This is a genomic window from Streptomyces sp. NPDC046203 (assembly GCF_040646255.1).
Taxonomy (GTDB): Bacteria; Actinomycetota; Actinomycetes; order Streptomycetales; family Streptomycetaceae; genus Streptomyces.
This window is the reverse complement of sequence record NZ_JBEYZX010000061.1, coordinates 22,732-33,298: the sequence shown is the minus strand read 5'-3', so window position 1 is coordinate 33,298 and position 10,567 is coordinate 22,732. Positions and strand designations below refer to the sequence as shown.

The window sequence follows — 10,567 nt, the reverse complement described above, 5'->3', positions numbered from 1 at the left end:
TCGTCGGCGAGGTCACCTCCGGCGCGCCGTCCCCGACGCTCGGCAAGCCGATCGCCATGGCCTACGTGGACGCCGCGTTCGCCGAGGCCGGCACGTCGCGGCGGTGGTGGCGGGCACGGTCGCGGAGGAGGAGGAGGAGGAGGAGGAGGAGGAGGAGGTCACCGGCGTCACCCGGTGTGTTCGGCGCGGGACGAACCGCGGGTCAGGGTCACGACGAGGATGCCGAGGACGAGGCAGACCACCGCCATCGCCCACAGCAGGGTGTGGAAGGCGCCGTCGTAGGAGGCGGCCGCGTCCGTGCCGGAGCCGTCGGCCGCCAGGGAGGCCAGGAGGGAGCCGAAGACGGCGACCGCGATGGCCTCGCTGCCCAGGCGCAGGGTGTTGATGAAGCCGGCGGCCATGCCGGCCTTGGCGGGCTCGACGAGGGCGAGGGCCTGACCGTCGACGAGTCCGGCCGACAGGCCCATGCCCGCGCCGGTGACGAGCATGGCGGGCGCCATGACGGCGAACGATGCCTCCGGGCCGATCAGGAGCAGTCCGAGGTCACCGACGACGAGGCACAGCAGCGACACGACGATGACGGTCACGGGCGAGGTGCCCCGCTCGACCAGCTTGGCGCCCACCATGGGCAGGGCCAGGACGGGGATCGTCAGCAGCAGCATGGTGGCGCCCGCGGTGGAGGCGCTGTACCCGGCGACGGCGGCCAGGTAGGACGGCAGGTAGGTGAGCTGGGTGACGAAGCCGAAGGAGGCCGCGACCGGCACCAGGGTGTACGCGACGAAACGGCGGTTGCGCAGCAGCGACACGTCGAGCAGGGGTGCCTCGGTGCGCTTGGCGAGCGCGGAGAAGACGGCGAGCAGCACCACCGCGAAGACCAGCAGGCCCAGGGTGCCGGGTGCGGTCCAGCCCCAGGCCGAGCCCTGGACGATGCCGTACGTCAGCGCGGCCATGGCGACGACGAAGACCACCGCGCCGCGCACGTCCAGGCGTCCGCCGCCGGCGGGCTGCTCCTTCACCTGGCGCTTGACGGCCGGTACGCACAGCAGGACGACGGCCAGTACGGCGGCCTGGATGCCGAAGATCCACCGCCAGCCCAGCGCGTCGACGGCCGGGCCGGAGACCGTCGGGCCCAGCGCCACGCCGACTCCGGCGACCGTGCCGAACAGGGCGAACGCCTTGGCGCGGGCCGGGCCGTCGAACGCGGAGGACAGGATCGCGCTGCCGCAGGCGAAGATCGCGGCGCCGCCCAGGCCGGCCAGCGCGCGGGCGCCGTCGAGCACGTGGATGTTCGGGGAGAAGGCACACACCAGCGAGGCGACGGCGAAGATCGCGGCGCCCAGGGTGAAGGCCCGGATGCGGCCGATCAGGTCGGCGAGCGTCCCCCACACCAGCGTGAAACAGGCGAAGGCCACGTTGAAGGCGTTGACGACCCACTGGAGGGAGGCCGAGCCGGCGCCGGTGTCGGCGCCGATCTCCGGCAGGGCGACGGCCGTGCCGGAGATGGAGATGGGGACGACGAACACCGCGAGCAGCACGGCGAACATGGTCGCTCCCGTACCGCCGGGTGCCGCCGAGCCCGTCCGGGCGTCCTGGGGAGCGGGGCGTGGGGAGGTCACGGGATCGGTGGTCGATGAGGCCACGGAAGTCTCCGGATTCGTTGGGCGGGCGTCTCTTCGGGGGAGGGCGGGCGTCGGGCGGCGGTGAGCGCTCACGCGGAACCGCCACCCTTCAGAGGTACGATTTCGATCGAACCTAAAGCTGACACAGGACCAAGGTGCGATGCAAGTAGTACCTTTGGGGGAACGTGACGCCACAGCAGCGCACCCCGTGAGGAGCAGCGGCATGCCGGACCCCGAAGGGCACCCCACCACCGGGGAGATGGACCTGTTCACCGTGCTCAAAGCACTGTCGGACCCCATGCGCTACCACGTGATGGCCACCCTGGTACGCCAGTCCGAGGACATCGAGCGGACCTGCACGTCCTTCGGGCTGCCGGTGTCGAAGTCCACCCGCACCCACCACTTCCGCGCCCTGCGGGAGGCCGGTCTGATCCGTCAGGTCGACCGGGGCAACAGCCGCAGCGCGCAACTGCGCCGGCAGGAGATCGAGGACCGCTTCCCCGGCCTGCTGAAGCTCATCGCGGACAACCCGACACCGGCGGGTCTGGCGAACATCGCCCCGAACGAGACGACGGGTGCGTAACGGGACGACGGGGGCGTGAAGCGCCTCGCGCGGGGTGGTGAAAGCTCCACGCGCGCGTGTACGGCGCTCCACACGCGCGCGTACGGAACTCGACGCACGCGTACGGCGCTTGTACGGAACTCGGCGCGCGTGTACGGCGCTTGTACGGGACTCCACGCACACGTAGCGAAGACAAGCACGCACGCGTGAGGTCCGTACGCGCGCGAGGGGAACACGCGCGTACGGATTCCCGGCGAACGGCCCCTCCCCGTGCTACCAGCGCACCGGCAGCGACACCGGACGGCGCAGGACCACCCCGGTGTCCCAGGGCAGGCTCTCCGCGTCGGCCGCCAGGGCGAGCCCCGGCAGCCGGTGCCCCTGCGCGGGGTCCAGGCCGGGTGCGGTGGGTGCGGGGCATGGGGGAGTTGGCGACCGCTCTACGATGAGTCGTCCAGGAGAAGGGTGGCTCAGGTGCTGGTCGCGGACCGATATCGGCTGCAGATGTGTGTCGGGCGTGGCGGCATGGGCGAGGTGTGGCGGGCCACCGACGAGGTTCTCGGGCGCGACGTGGCCGTGAAACTGATGCTGGGTCATGAACACGACCCGTCCGCCGCCGACCGGTTCCGGCTGGAGGCGCAGACCGCCGCGCGACTCACCCACCCGCACGTCGTCGGCGTCTTCGACTTCGGTACGTGGGACGGGAAGCTGTTCCTCGTCATGGAGCTGGTGGACGGCGACAGCCTCGCCGGCGACCAGGCGCGCGCGATGGCGCTCTCCGCCGAGCAGGTGGCGAAGGTGGCCGCGCACGCGGCGGCCGGGCTCGCGGCGGCCCACCGGCAGGGCGTGGTGCACCGGGACATCAAGCCCGGCAACCTCCTGATGGACTCCCAAGGCACCGTGAAACTCGCCGACTTCGGCATCGCGCGGTTCGTGGACGACCCGTCGGCCGCACTCACCACCGCCGGGCAGATCGTCGGCACCGGGCTGTACCTGGCGCCGGAGCGGGCGCTCGGCCAGCCGGCCTCGCCCGCCTCGGACGTGTACTCGCTGGGCTGTGTGCTGTACCAACTGCTCACCGGGCAGCCGCCGTTCCGCGCCGACAGCTCGACCGCCCTGCTGTACCAGCACATCGACACACCACCCGCGCCGCCAAGACAGCTGGGGGTGCCGCTGCCCGCCGCCTTCGAGACGTTCCTGCTGTCGCTGCTCGCCAAGCAGCCGGAGCACCGGCCGCAGGCGCAGGTCATCGCCGACTGGTTCGCCTCCGGCGCCTGGCGGGACCAGCATCCGCAGCCCTACGGGCACGGACAGCACCCGCAGGCCGCTCCCCCGATGATGCCCCAGCCCGGGCCGCTGGGCGGCCCCGTACATCCGCACGCCCCCGGCGCTCACCCGCACGCCCCGGCTCCTCAGCACGCTCCCGCGCACACGCCCCCGTCGTCCTTCCCCCCGGCCGCACCACCGGCGCACACGCCCCCGTCCCTGGCCGTACCGCCGGGCGCCCGGGGCTCGCGCCGGGCACAGCCGTCGACGGAGCGCTCCCTCACCGAGCTCTCCATCCGGCGCCCGCGCCGCACGGCGGCCGTCGCCGGGGCCATCGCGTTCGTCATATTCCTGCTGATAGGCATGGTCTGGCTGAGCTGAGCCCGAGGCTGGAGGCCTGAGGCCGGAGGCGGGAAGCCCGAGGCGGGAGGCCGGAGGCGGGAGGCCGGAGGCGGGAAACCCGAGGCCCGAGGCCGCAGACCCGAGGCGGGCCCCGGCGCACTCCCCGGGCACTCAGAAAATGCGCGGCGCCATCACGTGCGGCTCCGGCTCCTCCGGCACCAGCAGCAGACAGCGCGGCACTCCCGGCCCCGGCATCGCGCGGACGGTCACCGGGATCGGCGGTTCGGCCGGCAGCTCGACGTGCACGGTGACCGGGCGGTCGTCGTGCGTCGTGACGTTCCCGGTCTCCTTGCCGTCCACCAGGACCTCGACGACACCCGGGTCGCCGGTCTGGACCGTGGCGCTGACCGAGTGGCCCCCGTACTCGATGTGGAAGTGGTGCCGTGCTCTCATGCCGTCGCCTCCGCCGCGTCCGCGTCCGGCGCGCCCGTCTCCGGCGCCCCTGCTTCCGGGCCGGCTCCGGGTCCCGGTCCGCCGGGGCCGCCGCATCCGGGCCGCCCACTCCGGCGGCCGCTCACTCCAGCGTAGAACCTCCCGGTACATCCGACATGCGGTGATACGCCGGTGACACGGCGCCACTGTCAGAGCGCGGCCACGAACACCAGGGCGCCCAGCAGGAGCAGGGCGCCGCAGATCGGCAGGTTGACCCGCCGGTACGTGAGGAACACCGCCGCGAACTCGCGGATGGTGGCGCTCGGCCAGTAGTACGCGGCGGTCGGCGAGCCGACGACCTGGCCGTTCACGCCCGTCCGCCGGGCCAGCAGCGCGGCCCGGAAGGCGTGGAAGTCGTTGGTGACGATCACGCACTCGGCGCCCGGCCGCTCGGCGTCCATCAGCACCTTGCTGAAGCGCAGGTTCTCCTCGGTCGTCCGCGAGCGGTCCTCGCGCAGGATCCGGTCGGCCGGGAAGCCCCGGTCGACCAGGTAGTCGGCCATCGCGTGCGACTCGGGCACCTCCTCGTCGGGTCCCTGGCCGCCGGAGGTGACGAGCAGCGGAGGCAGCGGGGGCAGCGGGGTACGGGCCTTGGCCACCCCCAGGCCCTGGGGATCGGGGTCGGGGGCGGCGGGCACGGCGGCGGTGGCGGGTGCGTCCGGCCCGCGCCGCTCGGCCAGCCCCTCGTACGCCTGCCGGCCCCGCTCCAGCCGGCTCGCGAGCAGCGGCGGTACGCGGCGGCCGCCGAGCAGACCGGCGCCGAGGACGACGACGTAGTCCGCCTCGCGGCGCACCGGCATCCGCCGGTAGAGGGCCGCGTAGCCGACGAAGCAGAGGAAGAGGAAGGAGACGTACCCGAGGAGGAGCAGGAGGGTGAGGACGGCGGCGCCGAGCAGCCTGGAGTGGGTGACGACGGCGACGGCCGCCAGCGCCATCACGCCGAACATCCCGAGCCCGGCGAGGAGCGCGAGCAGGTTGGCCGGGCGGCGGCCCTCCTTGCGGATCATCTTCACGCCGTTGGCGCACAGCAGGGCGGCCAGCGCGACCGGTCCGAGGGCGACGACGAGCAGCAGGAGGATCAGCGCCGTTCCGGCGATGCCGGGCGGCGCGTCCTCGATGGCGGCGAGCAGGCCGACGCCGAGGAAGGTGGTGGCGAGGCCCAGGTACACCGCGTTGCGGAAGCGGCGGCGATCACGCAGGACGCCGGCTCCGAAGAGGAGGAGGAACACCGCTGCGACCGCGAAGGCGAACATGCCCGTCATCGTAGCCATCTCGTCCGATGGTCCATCCGTGTCAACGACCTTGCGGGGCACGGCATCCGGCCCCGGACACCCCGCCTACTCGGCCGGCTTGGACGCCTTGATCGAGTACATCAGCGGGATCCGGGGGTGCCCGGCCGGGAAGCGGTACGTGCCGTCGTCCTGCCGCTGAAGGTTCTCGTAGCGCGGGAACAGCGTCAGGTCGTGCTCGTGCAGGAACTCGATGCGCAGTCCGGCCCGCGCGATCGCCGTGACGACCTCGCCGACCGGGTGCACCCACTCCACGGTGCGGTTGTGGACGGTGGCGGCGGTGCGGTCCGCGTACGTCCCCGTCGCGGTGTCCACCCAGGGTTCGCGGACGAAGTAGTCGTGGACGAGCCGGCTGCCGGTCGCGTCGTCGAAGGAGTCGACGATCGGATGGAACTCGGCGACGTAGAGGAAGCCGCCGGGGGCCACCAGCGCGGCGGCCGTCTCGGCCCAGCGTTCGAGGTCCGGCATCCAGCACAGCGCGCCGCCGCCGGTGTAGACGATGTCGTACGAGGAGTCCGGTACGGCCTCGGCGGCGTCGTACACGTCGGCGGCGACGAACGCCGCCCGGTCCGCGGTGAACCCGAGGTCGGCGGCGAGGGAACGGGCGGTCTCGACGGCCGGTCCGGAATAGTCGAGGCCGACGACGGGCGTGGCGCCGTGCCGGGCCCAGGAGAGCGTGTCGAGGCCGAAGTGGCACTGGAGGTGCAGCAGGGAGCGGCCGGTGACGTCGCCGACCTCCTCGCGCTCGAAGGCGCGCAGCGGGTCCTCGTCGGCCCGGAAGCGGTCGAGCGCGTAGAAGTCGCTCGCGGCGTGGATCGGCACCCGCTCGTCCCAGAAGGTGCGGTTGGCTTCGTACCAGTCCTCGGGCATCCGTCCGTACATGTGCGCGAGGTTATCCACAGCCTGGGGATCGCGCGAGCGGATTGCCCCGGGCCGCTCCGGGCGCTCCGGGGCCGAGCAGGGCCGTCCGGGACCGCTCCTCAGGGCCGTCCGGGGTCGCTCAGCGCGCGTCCGGTGAGCGGTGCGGCGCCCACAGGCGGTCGGCGTCACCGTCGGCCAGCCGGCCCCGGTAGACATCGATCTTGTGGTCGATGAGCCTCAGATTCTCCTGGAGTTCCGCGATGCCGGCCACCACCTCGGCGCGATGCGAGGCGAGCAGGTCCAGTCGATCCGCTTCGTTGCCCCGGCCCTCCGCGACGAGTTCGGCGTAACGGCGGATGCCGCGGATGGGCATGCCGGTCGCCCGCAGCCGGGTGCAGACGGTGATCCATTCGAGGTCGAGCCGGTGGTAGCGGCGCCGCCCGCTGTGCGTGCGGTCGACGGGGGTGACGACCAGGCCGACGCGTTCGTAGTAGCGCAGGGTGTGCACGCTCACGCCGGTGCGGCGGGCGGCTTCGCCGATGCCGAGGCCCTCCCGCGGAACGTCGTCCGGCAGGCGCGAGTGTGGGCGCGGGTGCTCGACCCCGGGTTCCAGCTCGGACCCAGGATCCGGCACGGTCTCCGCCCCCAGCCCCGCCCCCGACCCTGACTCCGGCTCGGCATTGACCTCGACCACGCTCTCGATTCTAGCTTCGTAGCCGGTCGCCGCCCCTCCCTCCGGAAGAAGCCGCATGCCCGAACTCAGCTCCCACCGACGCCACTTGATCCTCGCGATCTGCTGCGCGAGCGCGCTCGTCGTGGTGATGGACATATCCGCGGTCAACGTCGCGCTGCCGTCGATCCGCCGCGAGCTGCACGCCACGGCGTCCGGCCTCGCGTGGACGGTCGACGCGTACACCCTGGTCCTGGCCGGTTTCCTGGTGCTCGCCGGATCGACCGCCGACCGGTTCGGCCGCCGCCGCGTCTTCCTGACCGGCCTCGCCGTCTTCGGAGCGGGCTCGCTGCTGTGCGGCCTGGCCCCGACCCTTCCCTGGCTGATCGGGGCGCGGGTGTTACAGGCGGCCGGCGGCACCATGCTCAATCCGGTGGCGATGGCCATCGTCGCCACCACCTTCCCTGAACCGCGCCAACGAGCAAGGGCCATCGGCGTGTTCGGCTCGACGACCGGCCTCGCACTCGCCCTGGGGCCGATCCTCGGCGGCGCGCTGGTCGACGGTCTCGGCTGGCACTCGGTCTTCTGGATCAACGTGCCGGTCGTGACAGCCGCGTTCGTGTGCGCCGCGCTGTTCGTGCCCGAGTCGCGCGCCGCCCGGGCACGCCGGTTCGACCCCGTGGGCCAGACCCTGGTGGCCCTGGTCCTGGGCGGGATCGTCTTCTGCGTCATCGAGTCCCGTCGGCTGGGCTGGAGTTCACCGGTCATCCTGGGGCTGCTCGCCTTGGCCGTACTCGGCGCCTTCGGCCTCCTCCGTTACGAACCCCGTCGCGCCGACCCGCTGTTGGAGCCGCGCCTGTTCCGCAGCGTGCCCTTCGGGTCGGCGCTCCTGATGGCGCTCTTCGCGCTGTGCGGGTTCGGCGCGTTCCTGTTCGTGACCACCCAGTACCTCCAGGACGTACGCGGTCTGCCGGCCCTGACCACCGGCCTGTGCCTGCTCCCGGTCGGCGCGCTGATCGTCGCCCTCTCACCGCTCACCGGCCGGCTCGTCGCCGCGCGCGGTCCCCGGCTGCCGCTGCTGGTCGCCGGGACCGCGCTGGCACTGGGCGGCGGGGCGTCGCTGTGGCTCGGGCCGCGCACCCCGCTGCCGTTGGTGCTCGCGACCTATCTGCTGTTCGGTGTCTTCCTCGGCACGGTGAACCCGCCGATCACCGACACGGCGGTGTCCGGCATGCCCCGCTCGATGGCCGGTGTGGCCGCCTCGCTGGCCTCCGCCGGCCGGCAGACCGGCACGACCCTGGGCGTCGCGGTCTCCGGAGCGATCGTGGCGGCGGTCCCGCCCGGCGACGGCCCGGCCTTCACCGCGGCGGCGCACGGCGTGTGGTGGACGGTGTCCGGGCTGGGGCTGGGCATCGTGCTCCTCGGCCTGGTGAGCACGGGCCGGTGGGCCGAGGGCACCGCCGCCGAGGCGGCGGCCCTGTTCGAGGGCGCGGACGAGCCGCCGCCCGGGGCCCCCACACCCGCTACACCCGACTCGCGTCATCGGGTTTGATGGGAGGCATGACTGATGCTGAGACCGAGACCATGCCCGTCTGGGAGCAGCGGTTCCGCGCGCCGCGCGTCTCCCTGCCCGAGTGGGCGGAGGACGCGCCGGACCGTTCGCTGTTCGTGTCGAACGCGACGGGCACCTTCGAGCTGTACGCGTGGGACCGGGCGACCGGCGGACAGCGGCAGGTCACCGACCGGCCGAACGGGACGACGGACGGCACGCTGAGCCCGGACGGTCGCTCGATCTGGTGGTTCGCGGACTCCGACGGCGACGAGTTCGGGGTGTGGATGCGTCAGCCCTTCGAGGGCGGCGCGGACGAGCCGGCGGTGCCGGGGCTCGCCGCCTCGTACTCCGCCGGGCTCGCGCTCGGCCGGAACGGCACGGTCGTGGTCGGCCGGTCCACGGACGAGGACGGCTCGACCGTTCATCTGCTGCGGCCCGGTGCCGAGGAGACCGTGGAGATCTACCGGCACCGCGAGTCGGCCGGGGTCGGCGATCTGTCGTACGACGGCGGCCTGATCGCGATCGAGCACACCGAGCACGGCGACGCGATGCACTCGGCGATCCGCGTCGTACGCGTGGACGCGGACGCGGAAGCCGGCACCCCGGGTGTCACGGTGGTGGCCGAGCTGGACGACACCAAGGGCGGTACGGAGGAGCTGGGCCTCGGCGTCCTCGGCTTCGCGCCTCGGCCCGGTGACACCCGGCTGCTCGTCGGGCACCAGCGGCGCGGCCGCTGGGAGCCGATGCTGTGGGACGTGGCGACGGGCGCGGAGACCGATCTGCGGCTCGACCTGCCGGGCGACGTGTCGGCCGAGTGGTACCCGGACGGCTCCGGTCTGCTGATCGAGCACGGCTACGAGGCCCGGACGGAGCTGTGGCGGTACGACATCGCCACCGGCGCCCTGGTCCGGGTCGAGACCCCGGCCGGTACGGTCGCGGAGGCGACGGCCCGCCCGGACGGCACGGTCGAGTACCTGTGGTCGTCGGCCGCCGTGCCGCCGGTCGTACGCTCCACGGACGGCTCGGTCGTCCTCGACCCGCCCGGCGCGAAGGCCCCGGCGTCGCTGCCGGTGGAGGACGTCTGGGTGGACGGCCCGGGCGGCCGGGTGCACGCGCTGGTGCAGCGGCCGGCGACGGGCGAGGGCCCGTTCCCGACGGTGTTCGAGGTGCACGGCGGCCCGACCTGGCACGACAGCGACGCCTTCGCGTCGGCCCCGGCGGCCTGGCTCGACCACGGGTACGCCGTCGTACGGGTGAACTACCGAGGCTCCACCGGCTACGGCCGGGAGTGGACGGACGCGCTCAAGCACCGGGTCGGTCTGATCGAGCTGGAGGACATCGCGGCGGTCCGCGCGTGGGCGGTGGAGTCCGGTCTCGCCGACCCGGCGAAGCTGGTCCTGTCCGGCGGCTCGTGGGGCGGCTACCTCACCCTCCTCGGCCTCGGCACCCAGCCGGACGTGTGGGCGCTCGGTCTCGCGGCCGTGCCCGTCGCCGACTACGTGACGGCGTACGAGGACGAGATGGAGGCCCTCAAGGCGCTGGACCGCACGCTGCTCGGCGGCTCGCCCGAGGAGGTCCCGGAGCGGTTCGCGGCCTCGTCGCCGCTGACGTACGTGGACAAGGTGAAGGCGCCGGTGCACATCGTGGCCGGCGTCAACGACCCGCGCTGCCCGATCCGCCAGATCGACAACTACGTGGACCGGCTCGCCGCCCGCGGCGCGGTGCACGAGGTGTACCGGTACGACGCGGGCCACGGCTCGCTGGTGGTCGAGGAGCGGATCAAGCAGCTGCGCCTCGACCTCGACTTCGCGGCCCGGCACCTGGGCACGCCGAAGCCGGGCGCGGTGGCGGTCCCGGTCGCCGAGTAGGGACCGGCCTCGTAGCGGGGGGGGGCGCCTGCCCCGTACGGGAGCCGGG

At 73.3% G+C, this 10,567-nt stretch carries 9 protein-coding genes and 1 pseudogene; 5 read left to right on the top strand and 5 right to left on the bottom strand.

Annotated elements, in window-relative coordinates:
* Positions 1 to 95, top strand: a pseudogene (locus tag ABZ990_RS28700) (glycine cleavage T C-terminal barrel domain-containing protein); the annotation flags it as partial.
* Between the two features lie 72 nt (positions 96 to 167).
* On the opposite strand, the gene ABZ990_RS28695 reads toward ABZ990_RS28700, so the two are convergent.
* Positions 168 to 1,544 (bottom strand): MFS transporter, encoded by a 1,377-nt coding sequence (locus tag ABZ990_RS28695; protein WP_361237678.1) that lies wholly within the window; start codon positions 1,542 to 1,544, stop codon positions 168 to 170.
* Positions 1,545 to 1,842: 298 nt separating this feature from the next.
* Here ABZ990_RS28695 and ABZ990_RS28690 point away from each other — a divergent pair, with 298 nt between their 5' ends.
* On the top strand, positions 1,843 to 2,202 hold the full coding sequence (locus ABZ990_RS28690; protein ID WP_361237661.1) for a helix-turn-helix transcriptional regulator: 360 nt from the start codon (positions 1,843 to 1,845) through the stop codon (positions 2,200 to 2,202).
* Between the two features lie 450 nt (positions 2,203 to 2,652).
* A complete protein-coding gene (locus ABZ990_RS28685; RefSeq protein WP_361237675.1) occupies positions 2,653 to 3,825 on the top strand; it encodes a protein kinase in 1,173 nt (390 codons plus the stop codon).
* Between the two features lie 132 nt (positions 3,826 to 3,957).
* Here ABZ990_RS28685 and ABZ990_RS28680 read toward each other — a convergent pair whose 3' ends face one another.
* The 4 genes from ABZ990_RS28680 to ABZ990_RS28665 form a co-directional block, all read right to left on the bottom strand.
* Positions 3,958 to 4,239: a hypothetical protein gene (locus tag ABZ990_RS28680; protein WP_361237658.1), complete on the bottom strand. Its 282-nt coding sequence runs from the start codon at positions 4,237 to 4,239 to the stop codon at positions 3,958 to 3,960.
* A 188-nt stretch (positions 4,240 to 4,427) separates the two neighbouring features.
* The gene (locus ABZ990_RS28675) at positions 4,428 to 5,531 is read right to left on the bottom strand and encodes a YdcF family protein (protein WP_361237672.1); all 1,104 of its coding nucleotides are present in this window, start codon (positions 5,529 to 5,531) and stop codon (positions 4,428 to 4,430) included.
* A gap of 84 nt (positions 5,532 to 5,615) precedes the next feature.
* Positions 5,616 to 6,449, bottom strand: a complete 834-nt coding sequence (locus ABZ990_RS28670; RefSeq protein WP_361237655.1) for a class I SAM-dependent methyltransferase — start codon at positions 6,447 to 6,449, stop codon at positions 5,616 to 5,618.
* Between the two features lie 118 nt (positions 6,450 to 6,567).
* On the bottom strand, positions 6,568 to 7,179 hold the full coding sequence (locus ABZ990_RS28665; protein WP_361237652.1) for a MerR family transcriptional regulator: 612 nt from the start codon (positions 7,177 to 7,179) through the stop codon (positions 6,568 to 6,570).
* On the opposite strand from ABZ990_RS28665, the gene ABZ990_RS28660 reads away from it, so the two are divergent.
* The gene (locus ABZ990_RS28660) at positions 7,178 to 8,650 is read left to right on the top strand and encodes an MFS transporter (protein WP_361237649.1); all 1,473 of its coding nucleotides are present in this window, start codon (positions 7,178 to 7,180) and stop codon (positions 8,648 to 8,650) included. The genes ABZ990_RS28665 and ABZ990_RS28660 overlap by 2 nt on opposite strands.
* Positions 8,650 to 10,518 carry a prolyl oligopeptidase family serine peptidase gene (locus ABZ990_RS28655; RefSeq protein ID WP_361237646.1) on the top strand — a complete coding sequence of 623 codons (1,869 nt, stop codon included), beginning with the start codon at positions 8,650 to 8,652 and terminating at the stop codon, positions 10,516 to 10,518. The genes ABZ990_RS28660 and ABZ990_RS28655 overlap by 1 nt, the downstream gene beginning before the upstream one ends.
* The last annotated feature ends 49 nt before the right edge of the window (positions 10,519 to 10,567 follow it).

Coding starts and splice junctions, on each gene's coding strand:
- ABZ990_RS28695 (WP_361237678.1), bottom strand. CDS start 1,544: ATGTTCGCCGTGCTGCTCGCGGTGTTCGTCGTCCCCATCTCCATCTCC.
- ABZ990_RS28690 (WP_361237661.1), top strand. CDS start 1,843: ATGCCGGACCCCGAAGGGCACCCCACCACCGGGGAGATGGACCTGTTC.
- ABZ990_RS28680 (WP_361237658.1), bottom strand. CDS start 4,239: ATGAGAGCACGGCACCACTTCCACATCGAGTACGGGGGCCACTCGGTC.
- ABZ990_RS28675 (WP_361237672.1), bottom strand. CDS start 5,531: ATGTTCGCCTTCGCGGTCGCAGCGGTGTTCCTCCTCCTCTTCGGAGCC.
- ABZ990_RS28670 (WP_361237655.1), bottom strand. CDS start 6,449: ATGTACGGACGGATGCCCGAGGACTGGTACGAAGCCAACCGCACCTTC.
- ABZ990_RS28660 (WP_361237649.1), top strand. CDS start 7,178: ATGCCCGAACTCAGCTCCCACCGACGCCACTTGATCCTCGCGATCTGC.
- ABZ990_RS28665 (WP_361237652.1), bottom strand. CDS start 7,179: ATGCGGCTTCTTCCGGAGGGAGGGGCGGCGACCGGCTACGAAGCTAGA.
- ABZ990_RS28655 (WP_361237646.1), top strand. CDS start 8,650: ATGGGAGGCATGACTGATGCTGAGACCGAGACCATGCCCGTCTGGGAG.